The following is a 21560-nucleotide window of genomic DNA, read 5'->3' as shown; positions in this document are numbered from 1 at the left end:
CACCTTCGTTGAGTTATAACTGGATAATAGTATCCTTGAAGGTTTTTACCTTAACCTTCTCTTCCTGGTCGTCTAAAGCGTAACCTATTTTATAAGCTTTGTTGTACTTTTCTATAATCTTTACTGTTGTATCTGCATCCTCAGGATTTACAATAACAACGAAACCAATTCCCATATTAAAAACCCTGTACATCTCCTCAAGGGGCACTCCAAGTGATTGTAGAGATTTAAAAAGGGGTTTGGGTTCTGGTAGTGTGTTTATATCGTAACCTGTACCCTTCTTAAGGCGTTTGAGGTTTGTGAATCCTCCTCCAGTGATGTGTGCAAGGCCATGAACATCAACATCCGCCTTCAGAAGTTCCACCACCGGGTCAACGTATATCAAGGTGGGTCTCAGGAGTTCTTCACCAACCGTTGTATCTGGATCATCTGGCAGTGGGTCATCAACCTTCAGACCAGCTTCCTCGAAGAATACCCTTCTTGCAAGGCTGAGTCCGTTACTGTGTATACCGCTGCTTTCTATTCCAATTAAAACATCACCCTCTCGGATGTTTTCACCGGTCACAACACTGTCAAGGTCAACGATTCCAATTCCAGTTCCTGCAAGGTCGAAGTTCTTTATTATCTCCGGGAGTGATGCAGTTTCCCCACCGATCATTGCAACTTTTGCCTGTTTGCATCCTTCAAGAAGGCCTTCAGCTATCTGGGCTGCAGCTTCAGGATCCGGTTTTTCAACTGCAAGGTAATCCACCATTGCTATGGGTTCAGCTCCAACACAGAGTATGTCATTTACAACCATTGCAATGCAGTCTATTCCAACGGTGCTGAAGTCGTTCATCATTTCAGCCACAAGTATCTTACTGCCAACACCGTCCGTGCTCATTGCAATACCCTTATCTCCAAGTTTAACAAGTGCAGCAAAATGACCGCTTTCTGTTATTATGTCCCTAAATTTAAGGGTTTCTTTGAGTTTTGAAGTCAGTGCAGAAACTGTCACCTCTTCAAGACTTATATCTACCCCAGATTCTGAATAAGTTACCATAAGTTCACCACGTTATATTTGTATCTGATCTTGATTGGATTTTATGTACATTTCTAGTTATTTTATTTTAAAATAGCTATTAAATTAATTTTAGTCATTGATCCATGAATTAGTAGTTTTTTACAATGGATTTTCACATGTTCCCCTCTGCTTTTCAGGAGCACATTTCATTGAAACTTCTAAATTCTTTATGAATGTTTTCTCATTGGAACTAATTAATATCTTCGCAACATAGCTTAAAGCATTAACTCCATCCTGTCTAACACCATAGTCATCATCATCAAGAAAAGCTTTTAACCTGCGAATATGTCCCTTTTCATGGAAACTGTTGGCATAAATAAGGGATAATCCATTCAAAGCATTTTTTTTGCCAGATTCATACTCTAAAAGCTTTGAATAGGGATCTGTGCTGGCTTCAATAAGTTTTTCTTCAAATACATCATCGAACAGGTATTCAATGTACTCCAGTTCCGGGAATGATTTTATCATGCGGGAGTAGAGGAAGTTTCGGTATAAGGAGTAACTGCATCTGTTATAGAAACGTAGCACATGTCCTCTAAATTTAGTATCGGGTTTAAGAAGTTTTATTCTATTAAAAAACCTTTTAATAGGTTTAAAATGAGTTTTATATGTATATGTGGGGTTAAAATGGCTTAAATTTTCATTGATGAGATATGGAATTCCATCAAAAGCTTCGGAAATTAAGTTCAAAGCTTCCATCTTGTTTAGTTCATCTGAAATTACATCAAGCGAATCAATTGCAGATCTACGGACTTGCTCGTCTTTATCATTATCCATGCTCTGCAGCTCTTCAAGAATCAGTTTTTGTATCTTCCTTTGAGGTACCAAAACGAACAACTGTCCAAGAAAATGTGCAACAACATCCCTTTTTTTGTGGGATATTAAGGTTATCAATAGATCAATACCTAGATTCAGATCTGTATTGTTTCCGGAGCTTTTTAGATGTTTTAAAATTCCTTCCAGCTGTTTTATGGGCTCTTCATTTACGTCTTGTTTGCTGTAATGGGGTTCATAGGTTTGTTCGTGGCCGAAGTAGGATCTTCCAAAAACCGTAATGGGACTATACTTTTTTTTAAAAGTTATCTCAACCCCATATCACCTCCACCCCCCTCAAATTTTGTTTTTACCTTGATTTGAGGTATTCAAAGGTGTATAACATTTCTTACTTCACATTTTATTATTTGACCTTAGGATTTATTAAATTTTACGGAGACCTTAATAAAGAATTTTAAGCTCTTAGGTTAAGTTCTGATGTTATTTTTGATTCAAATCTGAATAAACGATTTTTAATCGTAATAAATTCAATCAAAATAACTATTAAAAGAAAAAATTAATTTAAAATCATTTAAATCATGAAAAATAACTCTTAAGTCCATTAAAATGATTCCATCTAAAAAAAGAGGGATATGATCCCTAAAATATCTTTTTAAGGAATTCATATTCATTGTATTCTGACAGTTTCAAGGTTCATTGGAGTTTTGGTTTCGATTTTGTACTGTCTGTATATGCTTGAAGCGAGGTCCAGTGTTTTGTAGTTGTCACCGTGGCATATCATGATCTTCTCTGGTTTTGGTGAGAGCCTTCTAACGTACTCCATCAACTGTCTCCGGTCTGAGTGTCCACTGAAACCTTCAATGGTTTTTATTTCCATCTTCACGTTGTAAACGTTGGTTTTACCCTCTTCTTTAAGGGGTATTTCCTTCCAGCCCTTCTGGATCCTTCTACCAAGGGATCCCTCTGACTGGTAACCCACGAAGACCAGGGTGTTTTTCTCGTCTTCACAGAGCCATTTGAAGTACTCAACTGAATTTCCACCTGTTAGCATTCCTGATGTTGAGAGAATTATTGATGGTTCTCCTTCAACAATGTTCTGCCTTTCGTTTCCACCGTTGACCTTGTTGAAAACATCTGATATGAATGGGTTCCTTCCCATGTGGAATATCTGGTCCCTCAGATCCTTGCTCAGGTACTCTGGACGGGCTGTGTGTATTGCAGTTGCCTCCCATATCATTCCATCTATGTAAATAGGTACCTCGTCGATGATTCCATGTCTGATGTACTCATCAAGAACTATCATGAGTTCCTGGGCACGTCCAACAGCAAAAACAGGTATTAAAACCTTTCCGCCACGTTCAAGTGTTTTGTAGATGATCTTAACGAGTTCCTTCTCTGCATCGTTGCGTGTTGGTTGAACATCGTCGTGTCCACCGTAGGTGCTTTCCATAACCAGGGATTCTATACGTGGGAACTTGTTAACTGCAGGTTCAAGCAGCCTGCTTCTCTCATATTTGAAGTCACCGGTGTAAACGAAGTTGTGCTGACCATCTCCTATGTGCATGTGGGTGATGGCAGAACCGAGTATGTGGCCTGCGTTGTGGAGGGTTAACCTTATATCTGGAGCTATATCTGTCACTTCACCGTAGTCAAGGGTTATGGTATGTTTAATGCTCTTTTTAACGTGTTTGACATTGAATGGCAATGGATTATCTTCTCTGTGAGCTATGTCAATATGATCAAGCTGTAAAAGAGTCATTAAGTCCCTTGTTGGTGTTGTACAGTAAACAGGGCCTTCATATCCGTAGTGGTAAAGGTAGGGTAAAAATCCGCAGTGGTCAAGGTGGGCGTGGGATATGATAACTGCATCAAGATCGTCTAAAACAAATTCTGGAACGTTCAGGTAGGGATAGGAACTTTTATCATCTGTACCCGCAACGTTAACACCACAGTCAAGCAGTATCTTACTGTGGGTTGTCTGCAGGAAGAGCGAAGACCTTCCAACCTCTCTAAAACCGCCCAGTGACGTTAAACGTGTCCATTCATTCTCTGATGGCAGTTCCCTGTGGATCCTGTTTCCAAGGTCCTGTAATATTTTTTTACGTTCTTTACTGTTCTTCCTGAGGGTTCTTCTAACCCTTTGTATAACTTCTGATGTTATTGGTGGGGTTCTAAGAATTTTAGGTGCCCAACCAATGTTTCTAACTATTTCACGGGATGTTGATCCGTACTTACCAATGACAAGACCAGGTTTTCTGGCCTCTATTATTACCTCGCAGGTTACATCGTCAAAGGAGATGTTGGTTATTTTCGCATCATCAGGAACTATCTCATGGATCTTCTGAATTGCCTTTTCAGGCTCCATAAGAACGGAACGGTCAGAACGTATGATTATACGTTTCCTTATGTCCTTTGCAAGGTCCCTGATGAGGTCACCATTTTCTGTGATGATCTCAGGATTTTTTGTGTAGATCACAACCTCCGGACCTTCAAATTCTACCTTTGCTACTTGTACTCTTTTGGGTAATCTTTGTACTATTGTATTTTTAATTTCTTGAATCTCTGAACCCATATAATCACTTCTAAAAAATAGAAAACAGCTTTAAATTAATTAGATGTTAAAACAGCTGCGTTTACGATTTATAAACAATTTATAATAATTTATGTAAATTTAGTCTAATAAAAAAGGTTTAAAAAGTTTAAACTCAAAATTAGTTTAATTCTTTAATCTTCTTTTCCACCTCTTCAGGAGGCAACATCTTAAATCCTTCTTCCTCGGTAATGGTTGCAACAAGCATTCCGTTACCAGAGTAGGTGTCTCTTTCAATTGCAGATTTTATTGCTTTTATGGCCACATCAACTCCCTCTTCAACGTAGAGGTCTTCGCTGTAGCGGTCTTCAAGCACACCGTATGCGAAGGGTGAACCTGAACCTGTGGATACTACCATGTCCTTTACAACTCCACCTGCGGGATCCAGTGAGTAAATTGCTGGGCCCTTAGCATCAACTCCTCCAAGGAGGGTCTGGACGTAGAGCGGGTTTGAATGTAATATGTTTGATGTCAGTGTTGCTGCAGAATCAACGCTTATTCTTGCACCGTTTCTGAGTCTGTAAAGTGCTACTTCTGCACTTATGTACTTCATTAAAACCTGTGCATGGGAAACAGACCCTGCAATTGTTGCGCCTATGTGGTCGTCTATCCTGAAGATCTTCTCAGCGACCTTGTGTGCTACTAAATTGCCCATGGTGGCTCTTCTTTCTGTAGCGAAAACAACTCCATCTTTACAGGTCAAACCAACAGTTGTAGTGCCTATTAATTGATTTTTATCGTTCATTAAATACACCTCGAAAAAAATACGGCAAATAAAAATAGTTTTTAAGTAAGAATTGTCTATCCCTATTTTATAAATTCATTCTATATAAATATTACTAGTTTTACTTTTTTTCATTTCTTCAAGGGTTTACTAATTTAGGTGAAGTAAAACCTTTCTTGTTCGATAGTTTAGCTTTTAAAATCTATAAAGGTTTTCATTTTATTTTTTTTGAATTCAATTGAATATTTTGAAGATGTTTATACTATGTAAAACTTTAAACATCCAACAAAAACCCATCAAAAACTTTAGGACAATATTTATATTAGCAAAATACAGTTTTAAAGCCAAAGCAAAGCCTTAAGTTTAAAATAAAAAAATAAGGAATTAAATTGAAATAAACTCATCAGGTTATTAAAACGTCTAACCTGTCTTCTTCAATTCCATTTTTAATTTCACGAGCTATTCTGCGACCCATACTCATAGGTTCTCCGAAGAGTAGGTAACTGTAGGGTGAACCATCCATGAAGGTGTTGGTTCCACCATCGGTTCTTGCACTCATCTCAAAAACAACTATCTCCAGGTTGTCGGTGCACATGCTCTGCAGACAGAACGGACCGTTCATTCCAGGTTTCACGAGTTCTTTTGCAGTTTCAACAAGATTGTCACCGATTTCAAAGACCTGTGGGAGTAATGATTCCCTCATGACAACTGGATGGTTTCCTGTGACAACGTATGATGGGTCCAGTCCCACTTCAAGCTGGTCCTTGGCAGGTATTCTGCATAATCCATCTATATTTGACTCAAAACGGCTGTCCATTCCCAGAACTTCTACCTCATCTTTTAACACAGAGTAGAAGTAGTGCACACAGAAGTTACATCCTGAAACATATTCTTCTATATGAGCCTTTGCAATGTCTTCTTCTTCTATCCATTTCCTTTCAAGCATTGAATCGATCTTTTTGTTGTACTCCTCGGTGGAAGATGCAACGAAGTATCCACGACCTCCCCTTGCCCCAGGGAACTTAACCATAACGGCCCTGTCAATATCAGCAGGATCCTTATATTTGTAGGGCATCCTGATACCTGATTCGGTTATGAGTTTTCTTTCGAGGTCTCTTTCTGCTTCCCATCTTAGCACGTCTCGGTTACCAAACATTGGGACCTTGAATTTATCCTCAACATTGTCCAATCCTGCATATGCAACGAATGAACCGTGAGGAACCACTATACTGTTCATATCCCTGAGTTTCTGCTGCACGTCTTCGTTAACTATGTCCTTGAACTCATCAACAATTATGTATTCATCTGCAACGTCGAATCTCTGATATGGTACTTCCCTTCCTTTTTCACAGACCACAGCAGTTTTAAATCCTTCCCTTTTCGCCCCTTTCAGTATGTGCAAGGATGTATGACTTCCTAAGGTCGCAATAGTTATATCGTCCTTATCGTATCCATCCAAAATACTAAGAATCTCCTGTCTGTTTACTTTGCTCATTTGAATTCCTCCACATGTCATTTATTTGAATATGGTTCGTTTTGAATTCCTTTATGTTATTTTATTTCAGTATGATTTGTTTTTAATATTAATCTTTCGTTTTATTCTTTAGAGGGGTCAAATGCAAAATTATTACAAAGACTGGTACAACTCTGACTGAGGAAGCTAAAAAAAAGTAATGAATTATTTTTTTTGCATAGATGACAAGTTAATTGGAATTTAATAATTAATTAAGATTCAATTCATTGAATTAACAATTCTTAAATTAAGGATATGGAAAAAAGAAGAAAATAGAAAATCATTTATCTTCTACCAGTACCTCCAATGTTCCCTGGTAGGGATCTATTATTAAGCCATGTACAGGTACATCAGATGGAATGAATGGTGATCCCCTTATTTTTTTAACATTTTGAACCACATTTTCTTCCTCGTTATCGATGGCCCCTATCCACTCCTTAAGATCAAGATCTTCAACTGTTTTAGGACTCACTCCACGATCCATCATGGCAGCATTGATCTTCTCTGGATCAACATTTGCCATCCCACAATCGTAGTGTCCAACCACCATGATCTCTTCTACACCAAGGGCATACACTGCTGCTGCAAGGGATCTTATAACGTCCCTGTCTACTATGGTGTTACCGGCATTTTTTATTATTTTAGCATCGCCTCTTCCAATACCCATGGCAGGTTCTAAAAATCCTGTGAGCCGGGTATCCATACATGTTACAATTGCTAATTTCTTTTGAGGCATGTGACTCATTTTTTTAGGTTCAATGTCTTTAACAAAATTTTTATTGGCCTTTAATACTTCATCAAGCATCATTTTATCACCTAAAACTCCAATAGACCACAATTAGCACGAAGATTGTTCCGTACAAGAGGTGAGCAATGGATATATCTTTAAACCAATCGTGATCTACTAAAGTTATCGTGCCTCTGTATCATTGAATCTACAGAATCGCACGTCTTTTAATCTAGTAACCGGTATCTACTCCTCACTTGGCTCTTTATCTATTATAGAAAGGGGAGGTTTTTGTTCAACGTCGTATCCTGTATGGTATTTAAATGTTTCTTGCAGTTGGACATTTATCTTATGGAATATTTTTGCAAGTGGAATTTGTGCAGGGCACACTTCTTCGCACTGTCCACAGTTGGTGCAGGAATCCACCATGTGAATCATTCTTACGAAGTGGAACATTGGTGATGGTGGAATTTCTCCTTTTCCTACCCAATGATTAGATTCTGACTCAATAGAACATTTTACACAGAAACAGAGGGGGCATGCTTCTCTGCAGCCATAACATTTTATGCACTTGTCAAATTCATCCATGTACTGGTCAAGGGAGATCAGTTCACCACTTTCTTCTCCGAAATTCCTGTCCTGCCATTTGTTTGCCAGATTTACCATGGCTTTATCAATATTTGCACGTATCTCTATACCTTTTGGTACTGGATCCTGTACCTTTAAAGCTCCAGCTGCCAAGGCTTTATCTAAAACTTCTGCACCTTTTTCTGAGAATACTTCTACAAATGTTGCTTTTCCAGCCATAGGGCCTATAACTCCCCAGTTACCCATAGCAAGGTCTGACATTACAGGTATGTTGTTTTCACATCTTCGGCAGTTGGTTCTTCGGCCGTATCCCTCTTCTTCAAGCACATCTATGCCTATCTCTTTTTCTTGGTCGTCTGAGGTTTCTATGATTAAATTTCCCTTGGCGATCTCCTCTTTTACAACGGTGTCAGGGTCAATTTCATAGAATTTTTCTATCATTTCACGAGCCTGAACTGGTGGTAGGGTTCCACCACAGTTAACTCCAATCATCACAATGTTGTCCCTGTCTATCTGCTTTCTTTTCATGAGCTCTACAATGGTCATGGCGTCGCAGGGTTTGGTGGTAACGGCTATCTTCATGTCTTTTGCGCCGTTTAGGTACTTATTGAGTGTTTTTGCTATGTTCAGTGTTCCGCAGTGGAGGGATCCTGCTGTTTCTATGATTTCGTCAGGGTTTGTGATTAGGGTTGGTACGGCGTCGTAGAGGTCTGCTCCTTTTTTAACCGCTAACACTGCATCTACAAGACCTTCTTCAAGTAAGAATTTCATTATAGATGTCACAGCTCCGCCGCATTCTCCACTTTCAGCTATCTCATCGTCCGGAGACCATGCATAATACATATCGTTTACTTCAACCATCTAAATCACCCGATCTCCGCCTTATTTTTTCTCCAAGAGAAAGGACCGAGTTCCTTCACCTGATCACTAATACTCTTCATTGCGTTGGCAAATTTTTCCCCTTCCGATGCAGATATCCAATCTAAGTTGAATCTTCCTTCTTCAATGCCAACAGTCTTCATAACAGTTTTCAGGGCTGTTATTCTGCGGTCACATGCATAATTTCCCCTGTCGTAGTGACAATCTCCAAAGTGACATCCTGCAACCATCACTCCGTCTGCTCCCTCGTCAAATGCCTTTAGGACAAACAGTGGATTTATTCTGCCTGAGCACATCACCCTAATTATACGTACGTTAGGAGGATACTGAATTCTTGCAGTACCTGCTGTGTCGGCCCCACCGTATGAACACCAGTTACAACAGAAAACCAGAATTTTCGGTTCCCATCCCATAATATCGTCTCCATGTATTTTTTTTATCATATCTTTAATTTTTAATAAAAACATGAAAATTGTAGGAAGTGAGAATCCCCACTTCTCATTTTTAATATTTCACGTTTTATTTACCTGGCATTGGGAAGTAAGAAAGAGGTGGCTTTTTATCATCCATTCCCCTAGTGAAACCATAGGTTTCCTGGAGTTTGAGGTTAATCTCATGCCAGATTTTTGCCAGGGGTATTTCAGCAGGGCACACTTCTTCGCACTGTCCACAGTTGGTACAGGATTCCACCATGTGAATCAACCTTTCCATATGGAAAAGTGGTGATGGTGGAAGATCTTTACTCAGCCAGTCTGGACCTTTATCTGCCTCTAGACAGCAATTTTCACAGTAACAGATTGGACAAGATTCCCTGCAACCGAAGCACTTGATACATTTATCGAATTCGTCCATGTACTGGGCGATGGTGGTGAATATTTCACCTCTGCTTTCATCGAAATCTTTGGCTTGCCATTTACCTGCTAATTTTGCCATTATCTTGTCGATGTTTGCCCGAATTTCAACACCTTTGGGTATTGGTTCCTGGGTGTTAAGAGCTCCGGATTCTATGGCTTTACCAAGGACATCCGCACCCTTTTCTGAGAATACTTCTACAAAGGTGGCTTTACCAGCCAGTGGCCCGATCACGCCCCAGTTACCCAGTGCTAGATCAGCCATACGTGGGATGTTGATTTCACATCTTCGGCAGTTGGTTCTTCGACCGTATCCAGCGTCTTCCAGTTCGTCGATACTTATTTCCTGTTCTTCATGGTCTTTGGTTTCGATGATCAGTTTTCCTTTGGCAATTTCTTCTTTTAACACTTCATCTGGGTCAGTTTCATAGAATTTTTCGATCATCTGTCGAGCTTTAACAGGAGGCATGGTTCCTCCGCAGTTAACCCCTACCATAAGAACGTTGTCTCCATCCACCTCTTCCCTTTTTATTAATTCTACCAGAGTCATGGCATCGCAGGGTTTGGTGGTAACGGCTATCTTCATGTCCTTTGCACCGTTGAGGTATGTTCCAACTACTTTGGCCATGTTCAGTGTTCCGCAGTGGAGGGATCCTGTTGTTTCTATGATTTCGTCAGGGTTTGTGATTAGGGTTGGTACGGCGTCATATAAATCTGAACCTTTTTTAACGGCAAGTACTGCGTCCACTATGCCTTCTTCTAAAAGGAACTTTAATATGGTGGTTACTGCCCCACCACATTCACCGTTGGCAGCTATTTCATCGTCTGAACCCCATGCATAGTACATATCTCCTATTTGAACCATTGTGATCACTCCAGTTTTTCAATGCTTGCAGCGGAAACTTTCAGTTCAGGCATCTTTGCGTATGGATCCAATGCATCACCACTGGTGAGCATGTTTGCAGCACATTCAGCAAAGTGGAATGGTATGAACACTGTTCCCTGTATGATGTCATTAGTGACTTTGGCAGGAACTTCAATTTCACCACGTCGGGTTTTAACTTTGACCATCTCTTTATTCTTAATGCCCAGTTTAGCTGCGTCTTCAGTGTTAATTTCAACGAAACCAGTTGAAACTTCACGGTTCAAGGTTTCTGATCTTCGGGTCATACTTCCAGTGTGCCAGTGGAAGAGCAAACGTCCAGTGGTGAGTATGAATGGGTACTCTTCGTCTGGGTTTTCAGCTGGTGCTTTGAACTCAATGGCTTTGAATACTCCAAGACCATCAGGGGTTGAAAATTTCTCTGCGTGTAGTATGGGAGTTCCTGGATGTTCTTCATCAGGGCAAGGCCAGTGAAGTGCTTCTGGTTTTTCCAGCCTTTCTTTGTTCATACCAGCGTACTGTGGGGTGACTGATCGTATTTCTTCAAAGATCTCCTGTGCACTGTTGAATTTAAAGAGATCTGATCCCATTCTGGTGGCGATGTCAGAAGTTATAGCCCAATCGTCCCTTGATTCACCAGGTCCTTCCACAGCTTTTCTGATGTACTGCACACGTCTTTCAGTGCTGGTGAAGGTTCCGTCTTTTTCAGCCCATGAATATGCAGGTAACACTACATCAGCCAGTTCTGCGGTTTCAGTTAAAAAGATGTCCTGCACCACTAGGAAGTCCAGATTGTTTAGGGCTTCTCCCACGTGTTGTAGGTCAGGGTCGGATATCATGGGGTTTTCACCCATAATGTACATACCTTTAATATCACCAGCGTGGGCTGCGTGCATTATTTCCACTACTGTAAGACCTGGTTTACATGATAGGTCACTGCATCCCCAGGAACATGTCATTTTCTCTACAAGTTCTTCATTGGCAACGGCTTGATATCCAGGGAAACTAACCGGGAGTGCTCCCATGTCACATGCTCCTTGCACGTTGTTTTGACCTCGCAGTGGGTTTACTCCAGTACCAGGTCGGCCAATGTTACCTGTGAGCATGGCCAGGTTGGAAGTGGACATAACGTTTTCAGTTCCAACGGTGTGTTGTGTGATACCCATGGAGAACAGTAGGGAAGCGTTATCTGCTTTGGCGTACATCAATGCTGCTTCTCGGATGAGATCAGCAGGAACTCCTGTTATTTTTTCTGCTTCTTCTGGAGGATACTTTTTGACCATTTCTTTTAGTTCTTCGTAGCCAGTGGTACGGTTTTCAACGAACTCTTTATCTTCCAGTCCTTCGGCAATGATCACGTTCATCATGGAGTTAAGTAATGCCACGTCGGTACCGGATTTGAATGGTATGTACAAGTCAGCTTGTTTGGCAGATGGTGTGAACCTTGGATCTGCCACCATTATTTTTGCGCCTTTTGCTTTGGCTTGTAATGCTCTTCTCCACATCAATGGGTGTTGTTCGAGGGTGTTGGTTCCAATCAGGAACACCACATCAGAATGTGCACAGCTTTCCAGGGAGTTGGTCATGGCTCCGGATCCAAAGGTCTGGGCCAGCCCTGCTACTGATGGCCCGTGACAGAGTCTTGCGCAGTGGTCTACATTGTTGGTTCCAATAACAGTTCTAACAAACTTTTGGAATGTGTAATTGTCTTCGTTGGTACATCTGGCTGAGGATAGGAATGCCAGTTGTTCAGGGTTTTTTTCTTTCATTTCTGTTAATTTGGATGCAACTAGATCAAGAGCTTCATCCCAAGTTGCTTCTACAAATTCACCACCTTTCTTAATTAAAGGTGTAGTTAGTCTATCTTCTCGATGTACAAACTCATATGAAAAGTTACCCTTTGGGCACAGTTTTCCTTCATTTACTGGGTTTCTTTTCCATGGTTCCACACCTACGAGTTTACCGTCCACATTTACCAAGTTGAATCCACATCCGCATCCACAGTAGGGACATGTGGTCGGAACGTATTGAATTTCCATTTTTTTTACCTCCTTATATGCTAGAAAATAATCTTCTAAAAAACGTGAATGATCTTGATTATAATTGATTATCCCTGCTTTTCGCTTGGACAACGGGTTAAAATATTCTTAAGTAATATTTTTTATCCTTCAATGCATATTTATCTTCAATGATCTTATGAGAGTGTTATCAATCATATTTACGAAAAAAATTGGGGAAGTGGTTTAGTTTAAACCACTTATTGGGGTTAATCTGTCGATTCGGTTCCTCTAAGATATGTCCACCAGTAGATACATGCTACGAAGATTGCTCCACCAACGATGTTACCTAAGGTTGCTGGTATCATGTTGTTCATGAAGAACTGTGTCCAGCTTACTCCACCAATGAATATTCCAACAGGTATGAAGAACATATTTGCAACAACGTGCTCAAAGCCCATGGTTACGAAAGCCATTATTGGGAACCATATTCCTAATATTTTACCAATGATATCATCTGAAGCGATGGCTAGGTACACTGCAAGACAAACAAGCCAGTTACATCCAATAGCCCTCCAGAACACCTGGCTCCATGTTAATGAATGAACAGTTTTTCCTGCTGCTACGAAAGTTGCACCACCAAGTGCTTTGGTTTTAGCAATTGTAAGTGCTGTTGCTTCCCATGGCGGGGCTGTCAGTATACCTGTGGCTACAGCCAGGAAATATGCCACAAATAGAGCACCCACAAGGTTAAAAATCCAGCTTCCTACCCAGTTTCGGATGAGTCCCATCCAACTGGCCCTTTTTTGAAGAATTCCAAAGGGCATGTACATACAGTTACCAGTAAACAGTTCAGAACCGGCTATAACTACCAGCATCAGACCGACTGGGAACACTGCACCAAAGAGCAGTTTTACCATTCCCACAGGATAACCCGCAGCTGCCATACCACCTGTAGCAACTTCAGCCAGGAGTCCTCCAAAAGCAATATACGCCCAGCTAAAAAGCTTAAAAGAATCAAGTTACTCAAAGGGGCTTTATCTTTTAATTCTGCTATTCCGACACAGGCCTTTGCTGTATCTGCAGGCGATTTAAACGACGATGCCATATATTTGACCTCCTTTTAATAGAATTCAATTTTAATTTTCTATGTAGTACTCTGCGTACTATCCAAATATAACATGGATGTTGATAATAGGGTTTTTTCATATGATCAATCTATCATGATCTTTCAGTGACTAACTTCCATTGTAATGGATTAGCTTCTGTGTTTTGGGGACAATCAACCAAATTCTCCATGAACATTCATGATATATTGGATATAATTGATTCTCCCATTATATGCTATATAAATTTATGTTAAAAGAACCGTTTCGAAAGGTTTATATCCGTTATGCAGTGATTAGCACATCTATCAAAAGGGTTATTTGATTTTTAATTGGTTTATTGTGAATAATTAAGCCTTTGAAAGTTTTTTTCATGTAAATAGGGGTTTTAATGGTTTTTTCACAGTGGGGTCCTTCCTTTGTAAATTAATAAGAAACTGCAAATATAGTGCTACGGTTATGATTTGAATTGTATTGATTATTAATGTGGTAATTGTTGAAAAAAGATTGTTATCACTCAAATTAAGACTTAAATGCTATAACCTTTGTATTTTAACCAATAAATTCCTGAGATTTACAGACAAAATTAAACATATTTCCCACATGTAATGCCGAAAATTAATGAAGTGCACTATTTTACAATACGAAGGCTGTTAAATTAGCAAATTTTAGGAAATATAAATCAAATTGAGAGATATAAAAATGGATTGGAAATAAAATACTAATTTTAACCGTATTAAACACGAAAATAATTTTAAATAGATTTGTACATTAAAAAAAACCTTTGTAAAAAGTTAATGGATTCCTAATCGAAAAACCTCGCAAAACTAGACTTAACTTGGGTTGAATTTATTTAAATCCGCAATTTTATGCAGGATCCCCAGTTGAAATTTCAAAAAAATAAGGGGAATTTATCATGGGATTATTTTTTTCCTTTTATTTGTTCTTGTATTTCTTTTTGAATTTCGGTTTGGATTTTTCCTTTTATTTGTTCTTGTATTTCTTTTTGAATTTCGGTTTGGATTTTTCCTTTTATTTGTTCTTGTATTTCTTTTTCAACTTCAGCGGGGATTTTTCCTTTTATTTGTTCTTGTATTTCTTTTTGAATTTCGGTTTGGATTTTTCCTTTTATTTGTTCTTGTATTTCTTTTTCAATTTCTTCTGGCATTCTAACCACCCACTTAATTTCAAATTTTTTTTTATTGGATAATATTATTATATTACAATATAATAAATCTTCTCTTATACTTTTGAGGGGGTGAAAACTTTTATTGAGACTATGGAAATCAATGAAATTTATTCCCCTTATTTTTTGGGCTATAAACCCTTTGCTGAATGAGGAAGGGGCATAAGTGGGAGAGATACTCTAATTAAATCATTATTTATTCCTAATCCTGAATCATTTTAGGAGTTAAAAAACCTGAGAAGTTGATAAATTGACTCTGAGAGAAAATGTAAAACAACATCGCATGTGTTTTTGATTGAGAAAATTAAAAAATAAGGTTAATCATAAAAGGTTAATCTTAATATTAGAAAAAAAATGGCATGATTTAAGTTTCGGCTGCTTCTAGCATCCCATAACTATAAGCATGGAATTTGAATTAAGGTTCTCCATTCAATAATTGGAAAAGATTTTGTTTCGTATTCTAGTTACTCTAAACGTATCATAAAGATATTGCCATATTCTTACTCAACTGTTCTTTAATCAATGTAAATACAGACCTGCCATCCTGTTTATGATGTCAGTTTTTGTTACAATTCCAATGGGGGTTCCCTTTTCATCAACAACGATGAGTCTCCCAATTTTGTTTTTATTCAGGGTTTCAATGACCTTTGGAAGCTTAACATCGTGTTTCACAGTTTTTATGTATTTAGACATCAACTTCGTTATTCTGAGATCTTCTTCTTTATTGGCAATTGCCCGTGTAATGTCAGTCAGTGTTAAGATTCCAAGGATGTCCGAGCCTTTCATTACAGGTGCTCCATCTATTCCATTGTTGGATAGTATCCATGCTGCTTCCTTTATATCCATACTGGGGTCCAGTGTTATGAGATTTTGACTGGCAATTTCTAGAACGGATCTATTGGGAATACTTTGCAGGTCTCCAACATCCAGCAGTAAAATGTTATCAGTGTCATCCCTTCCAACAATTTTGCCATTGATCACAAGCTTATTGACGGGAGTTGGACCTACTCTAAGTTCTTCTCCAAGATTGAACTGCTTTATATTGCCCATAATATTTATTGCAGCTTCACATCCTGCTGGGTGGGGTATGCTGCCGAATTCTATTTTAGTAACTGTTACATCCTCTACCTTTTTTCCTTTTTTAAATATGGGGACGGTTGCTTCTTCGTCTGCTACGTTGATGTTTAAAGTTTGATAAGCTTCTAAAGTTGGTTTGTATCCTCCTTTAGGGCCTGAAATGCCCTCTACTATGTGTAAACTCCTCAAATATTGCATTTGATTTCTTATGGTTCCAGGGTTACGGTTCATAACCGAGGCAATTTCTTCCCCTTTAACAGGACGGTAATTTGATTTTTTGTAAAGGTCGATCAAGATTTGTAGGATCTCTTTTTGGACGGGTGTAAACATATTAGCCACCTTACAATAATATTTTGTAAGTCTTGCGAATATTTAGTGATTTGAATAAAATAAATATTGTTATTTGTATGTTGTTCATCCCAATTAATATGGTTTTGTTGAATTAAACTTTTTTTAATTTATAATGGCCTTTAAAATGCTTTTTCCATGTATTTTGCAGTGATCCAGTTTATCCATAGCATGGATTCATTTTTGGTGGGAAATTCTCATTTATCACACAATATGGAGTTTAAATTACTATTATTTATTCTTCTTCAGGTAACGAATGATGTGTGACTTTTATTGAATTTCAATCTTAATCATTAGATCAACTTATTTTTAATAAAATTCAATTATTTTTAATAAAATTGTTGAAAATAATTGGAAACGTATTATTTATTATTAAATACATTATTTTGATTATTAAATATATTGCCCGAGTTTATTTTCTGATGATTCTTATTTTAATTATATTTTAACTTTGTTTAAACTTTAAATGATATTTAATGCTAAATATTAGGTTTTTTTATCCAAAAAACTCTTTTAAAGGTTTCATTCATTTCTCTGAACAACTTATTTATTATCCTCAGGTGTAAATAAATCTATGAAGGGTAAAGTAATCGGTGACATTCTGGTTGTGAAGCAGGATGTTGAAAACCCCCAAGAACTTCTGGAAATACCTGGAGTGAAACGCGTGGTTAAATTAGGTCATATAAAAGGTTTGAAAAGAGAACCTGAAGTTAAGGTTTTGTTTGGTGATGGCACAGAGACCATTCACAAGGAAAATCACTGTCTCTTTAAGATGGATGTTTCAAAAGTTATGTGGTCCAAGGGAAACACTGGGGAACGCAAAAGAATGTCCACTATGCCTGAAGATGGTGAGACGATTGTGGACATGTTTGCAGGAATTGGATACTTCTCAATACCCATGGCAGTGCACTCAAAACCATCTAAAATTTATTCAGTTGAGATAAATCCTGTTTCTTACAACTACCTATGCCAGAACACAGTTCTGAACAGGGTTGAAGACGTTGTTAAGCCTATCCTTGGAGACTGCAGGGAAGCCGCACCCCGTAGAATTGCAGACAGGGTTTTAATGGGGTACATTGGAAATACCAATGAGTATCTGCCGGTTGCAATGGACATACTCAAGGATGGGGGAGTCATCCATTACCATGAGTCTGTACCTGACTGTATAAAGTTCAAAAGGCCTGTTGATCGTATAAAAGAGGCAGCAGGTGAACGTGAAGTGCAGGTGCTCAATGAAAGGATCATAAAACCCTACTCCCCTGGTGTTTATCACGTTGTCATTGATGCAAGGATTGGATAGAACGATTGGATAAAAATTTAAGATCCCAAGGTTAAATGATTAAATTGTGATTTAAATTGGAATGGTAATTAAAAACTTTCAACGTGAAATCTCGTATCGAGTTTCATGGTTTAAATTCATGCATCTGTATTGGCCTAAAAAACAGGGGGTTTCGTGAAGATGGATGTTTTTGAAGCAATTTCTGGAAGAAGAAGCATAAGGAAGTTTAAAAAAAAGGATGTTGAAAGGGATTTAATCCTTAAAATTGTTGAAGCTGGCATATGGGCACCATCTGCAGGAAACATTCAGAGCTGGGAGGTTGTGGTGGTAAGGGATGAAAAGACCAAGGAAAAACTTGCAGTTGCAGCTTACATGAGGGATTTTATAGCAAAAGCACCAGTAGTACTGGTTTTATGTGCAGATAAACAGAGATCGGCTAATATATATGAAGAAAGGGGTAGTGACCTTTACTGCATTCAGGATGCAGCATGTGCAGCTCAAAACATGCTTCTTGCAGCTCATGCACTGGGACTTGGCACATGCTGGGTTGGAGCATTTGATGAAGAACTTGTTAGGAAAACATTGGATGTTCCAGAGCATATACAGCCAGTTGCACTTATTCCATTGGGTTATCCTGATGAAAAACCATATCCTCCATTGAGACGTGAAATTGATGACCTTATGAATTGTGAAACATTCAATGATATGTAAAAAGGGTCATGAACCCTCTATTTTTATTTTTAACTAAATTTTTAACATTTCACAGTAAACCTTTTCTATTTCCTGTTTGAGGTCGCACGGTATAATCGAATACCTTTTATATGGTTAATAATAAAAATATTATAGCTTCTATTACATGTTTTGAGGTGTTAAGATCGTTGGGGTGTTGATATGGCCGGTGAAAGGATATTGGTGGTTGAGGATGAAGGATTAACTGCAATGGAACTCCAAAGAAAACTAAAATTTTGGGGCTACGATGTACCTACTTTTGCTTTTTCCCGGAGGGAAGCTGTAAAAAAGGCTGAAGAGATAAAACCAGATCTCATTTTAATGGACATAGTTTTAAAGGGTGAAGGTGACGGTATAGATGCCGTTAAAGAAATAAGGGATAACATTGATGTTCCAGTTATATACCTGACAGCTTACAGCGATAAAAGTACATTGGAGCGTGCTGAAGTCACAGAACCATACGGATTCTTAATAAAACCCTTTGAAGAGAAAGAACTTCATGAAAGCATTGGCAACGCCCTTCACAAACACGGAATAGTACTAAAATTAAAGGAAAATGGTGAATGGCTGGATAAAAAACTTGAAAACTCAATGGGAGCAGTTGTAGTAACTGATGCTGAAGGAAACATAACCTTCATGAACAAGTGTGCAGAGTTTTTTACAGGATTTAAACTGGGTAAAGTTTCTTTAAAGGATTTTATGAAAATTTTAAACCTTGACATGGCTGAGGGTCAGGAGACACCCCTTCAGGAACTTATAAAAAAATCAGGCATGTCCAGTAATTCCACTTTAAATGGGCAGGATGGATCAGAAATACCCATAGAATACAGTATATCTCCCATTAAAGATGATGCGGGTGAATTTGTAGGTGCAACCCTTGTTTTTCAGGACATAACAGAAAAGGTTGAGGCTGAAAAATCCATTCAAGAAAGTGAAAAATGGTTCAAAAGCATATACCACCATTCAACCATTGGAATGGGGATATGCAACTCTGATGGCGTTCCTGTGGATGCAAACCCCGCTGCATTGGATCTCTTTGGAACTTCTGATCTATCCAATTTAAGCGAATTCAATCTCTTCAAAGACTTTAAAATACCTCCTGGTAAAAAAGAAAAGCTTTTAAATGATGAATCGATTGTTTATGAAATTAAATTTGATTTTAAAGATTTTAAAGATTATAAATCTTTTAAAACAACGAAATCTAATTTTATATGTTTTGAAATATCTATAAAACCTCTTGAAATCGATGAAATTGAGGATATCTCTTCAAAGATGTACCTTGTACAGTTCAAGGATTTAACAGAATATAAAACAACTGAAGGCTCTTTAAAGAAAATTAATAACGATTATGAGCAACTATTACGTGGTATAGGTCCCATATTTTTTGCACTTGACAATGATTTGAACTGCACGCACTGGAATGATGCATCCCATGACTTCACAGGAATATCTTATAAAAATGCAGTTGGAAAACCCATATCCTCTCTTTTAAAAGATATCGATGGGGTTGATGTCCAAAATTTATATCAAAAAACCCTTGAAACGAATAAAAAAGGTTTTATGGTTAAAAAATTTATTATTGATGGGGAATATGTTCGATTTTTTGAAATAAATACATATCCATATTTAAATGGGATTTCAGTTCTTATCAGAGATGTTACAGATGCTAAAATCCATGAAGAAGAGCTTGAACACGATGAAGCGTTGTACAGATCCATATTAACCGATCAAACAGAACCCATATGCCGTTTGGATACAAATGGGAAGCTCACCTTTTCCAATGAGGTTTACAAGACATACTTCGGTGATGAAACCAAGGGAAGCTTTGTATTTTCACTGAAAGAAGAGGACAAGGAACGGATGAAGGATTACATGAACTCCTTCGATGCTGAAAATCCGGTTAAACTATTTGAAAGCCCTATTATAATGCCTGAAGGGGATGTTCAGTGGTGGCAGTGGGTTACAAAGGCAGTTTTCAATCTAAACGGGGAAATAGATGAATTTCAGTTTGTGGGTCATGATGTAACCCGTCAGAAGAAGATCGAGGAAGAAATGAACGGAGTACTCTGTAACCTTGAAGTTGAAATCAAGGATAAAACATATGAATTTGAAGCCATGAAGGAATCTTTAAACTCCAAAATAGAAGATCTGAATGATGAAATACTAAAGACGAAGGATCATGAAAGATCCTTAGAGAAAAAAAGGGATGAACTTGAGGATAGTGTTAAAAATATATCTAACGATCTCCTGAATATAAAAAATACCCTTGAAAAACAATTGGAAGAAAATAAAAAAGCTCAAAATTCATTTGAAAAGGAAAAATCAGTTTTTGAAAAAGAAATTCATACAAAAACCCTGGAATTTGAAAAAACGAAGGAATCACTTGAAAAAGAATTGGCTGAAAAAAATACAGAGCTTAACCAGTTAGATGAAGCCATAAAATCTGAAACAGATCATAACAAGGAGTTAAGGTTAAGCCTTGAAAGAACCCAGAAGGATTTCCAGGAACAAATTGAATCGGAACGTTCTGACTTTGAGAATAGGATTGAAAAACTTGGGACAGAACTTGAAAGGCAGATGAGTATTGAGAATGAAACAAGGGCGTCACTCCAGGAGAAGGAAGCACTTCTAAAGGATGTTCATAACCGTGTTAGAAAGAACATGCAAATGATATCAAGCCTCACGGGTCTACAATCAGAGTACATCCGTGATCAGATAATAGAAAAGTTCAGGGACAGCCAGAACCACATTAAATCCATAGCACTTGTCCATGAAAAACTGTACGAATCCCCAAACATGGAAGCAGTGAACTTCTCAGAGTATGTGAAGAGTCTTGTGGAGGATATTTCACGTTCCAATGGAGTTGATCAAGAACGGATAAAAATAATGGTGGTTGCTGATGATTTATTCTTGGATATTGACAGTGCAGTGTCCTCTGGGCTCATAGTTAATGAAATTGTTTCAAACAGTTTCAAACATGCTTTTCCTGGGGATATGCCTGGTGAAATCCTGATAAAAATAGATGCACTTGATAATTCAGAGGATCAAGGCTTTTTAATGAAAATTTCTGACAACGGTGTGGGTTTACCTGAAAATTTGGACGTGGAGACTGCAGACACCCTTGGATTACAGCTTGTAAGAACACTGGTTGGACAGATGGATGGTGAATTGAAGGTCGATAACTGCAATGGAGATAAGGGCACAGAATTCATTGTAAAGTTAAATTCATGATCTGATAGATTCAGA

At 38.2% G+C, this 21560-nt stretch carries 15 protein-coding genes and 1 pseudogene; 3 read left to right on the top strand and 13 right to left on the bottom strand.

Features of this window, described 5'->3' with window-relative positions; genetic code table 11:
• Positions 1-13 precede the first annotated feature (13 nt).
• The 13 genes and pseudogenes from purM to MCBB_RS09970 form a co-directional block, all read right to left on the bottom strand.
• Entirely contained in the window at positions 14-1042 is a 1029-nt protein-coding gene (gene purM, locus MCBB_RS10030; RefSeq protein ID WP_071907635.1) for a phosphoribosylformylglycinamidine cyclo-ligase, read from the bottom strand.
• Positions 1043-1162: 120 nt separating this feature from the next.
• Positions 1163-1957, bottom strand: a complete 795-nt coding sequence (locus tag MCBB_RS10025) for a hypothetical protein (RefSeq protein ID WP_071907634.1) — start codon at positions 1955-1957, stop codon at positions 1163-1165.
• Between the two features lie 547 nt (positions 1958-2504).
• A complete protein-coding gene (locus tag MCBB_RS10020) occupies positions 2505-4409 on the bottom strand; it encodes a beta-CASP ribonuclease aCPSF1 (RefSeq protein WP_071907633.1) in 1905 nt (634 codons plus the stop codon).
• A 139-nt stretch (positions 4410-4548) separates the two neighbouring features.
• On the bottom strand, positions 4549-5172 hold the full coding sequence (gene psmB, locus MCBB_RS10015; protein ID WP_071907632.1) for an archaeal proteasome endopeptidase complex subunit beta: 624 nt from the start codon (positions 5170-5172) through the stop codon (positions 4549-4551).
• 382 nt (positions 5173-5554) lie between these two features.
• The gene (locus MCBB_RS10010) at positions 5555-6646 is read right to left on the bottom strand and encodes a formate--phosphoribosylaminoimidazolecarboxamide ligase (protein ID WP_071907631.1); all 1092 of its coding nucleotides are present in this window, start codon (positions 6644-6646) and stop codon (positions 5555-5557) included.
• A gap of 298 nt (positions 6647-6944) precedes the next feature.
• On the bottom strand, positions 6945-7472 hold the full coding sequence (locus MCBB_RS10005) for a beta-class carbonic anhydrase (RefSeq protein ID WP_071907630.1): 528 nt from the start codon (positions 7470-7472) through the stop codon (positions 6945-6947).
• Between the two features lie 165 nt (positions 7473-7637).
• Positions 7638-8840: a Coenzyme F420 hydrogenase/dehydrogenase, beta subunit C-terminal domain gene (locus MCBB_RS10000; RefSeq protein WP_071907629.1), complete on the bottom strand. Its 1203-nt coding sequence runs from the start codon at positions 8838-8840 to the stop codon at positions 7638-7640.
• A 5-nt stretch (positions 8841-8845) separates the two neighbouring features.
• On the bottom strand, positions 8846-9271 hold the full coding sequence (locus tag MCBB_RS09995; RefSeq protein WP_071907628.1) for a hydrogenase iron-sulfur subunit: 426 nt from the start codon (positions 9269-9271) through the stop codon (positions 8846-8848).
• A gap of 106 nt (positions 9272-9377) precedes the next feature.
• Positions 9378-10574: a Coenzyme F420 hydrogenase/dehydrogenase, beta subunit C-terminal domain gene (locus MCBB_RS09990; RefSeq protein WP_071907627.1), complete on the bottom strand. Its 1197-nt coding sequence runs from the start codon at positions 10572-10574 to the stop codon at positions 9378-9380.
• Between the two features lie 5 nt (positions 10575-10579).
• Positions 10580-12631, bottom strand: a complete 2052-nt coding sequence (fdhF, locus tag MCBB_RS09985) for a formate dehydrogenase subunit alpha (protein ID WP_071907626.1) — start codon at positions 12629-12631, stop codon at positions 10580-10582.
• A gap of 227 nt (positions 12632-12858) precedes the next feature.
• Positions 12859-13697: pseudogene (locus MCBB_RS09980) on the bottom strand (formate/nitrite transporter family protein).
• Positions 13698-14617: 920 nt separating this feature from the next.
• The gene (locus MCBB_RS09975; protein WP_071907625.1) at positions 14618-14863 is read right to left on the bottom strand and encodes a hypothetical protein; all 246 of its coding nucleotides are present in this window, start codon (positions 14861-14863) and stop codon (positions 14618-14620) included.
• 537 nt (positions 14864-15400) lie between these two features.
• Entirely contained in the window at positions 15401-16288 is an 888-nt protein-coding gene (locus MCBB_RS09970; protein WP_071907624.1) for a CBS domain-containing protein, read from the bottom strand.
• 592 nt (positions 16289-16880) lie between these two features.
• Between MCBB_RS09970 and MCBB_RS09965 the strand changes: the two genes are divergently transcribed.
• The 3 genes from MCBB_RS09965 to MCBB_RS09955 all read left to right on the top strand — a co-directional run bounded on the left by MCBB_RS09965 (position 16881) and on the right by MCBB_RS09955 (position 21545).
• Positions 16881-17606, top strand: a complete 726-nt coding sequence (locus MCBB_RS09965; RefSeq protein ID WP_071907623.1) for a class I SAM-dependent methyltransferase — start codon at positions 16881-16883, stop codon at positions 17604-17606.
• 159 nt (positions 17607-17765) lie between these two features.
• Positions 17766-18296, top strand: coding sequence for a nitroreductase family protein (locus MCBB_RS09960; RefSeq protein WP_071907622.1), 531 nt, complete (start codon positions 17766-17768; stop codon positions 18294-18296).
• A 180-nt stretch (positions 18297-18476) separates the two neighbouring features.
• Positions 18477-21545: a PAS domain S-box protein gene (locus tag MCBB_RS09955; protein ID WP_071907621.1), complete on the top strand. Its 3069-nt coding sequence runs from the start codon at positions 18477-18479 to the stop codon at positions 21543-21545.
• The last annotated feature ends 15 nt before the right edge of the window (positions 21546-21560 follow it).

Source organism: Methanobacterium congolense (assembly GCF_900095295.1).
GTDB lineage: Archaea > Methanobacteriota > Methanobacteria > Methanobacteriales > Methanobacteriaceae > Methanobacterium_C > Methanobacterium_C congolense.
The sequence above is the reverse complement of the archived record's forward strand: the minus strand, read 5'-3'. Positions and strand labels throughout refer to the sequence as shown.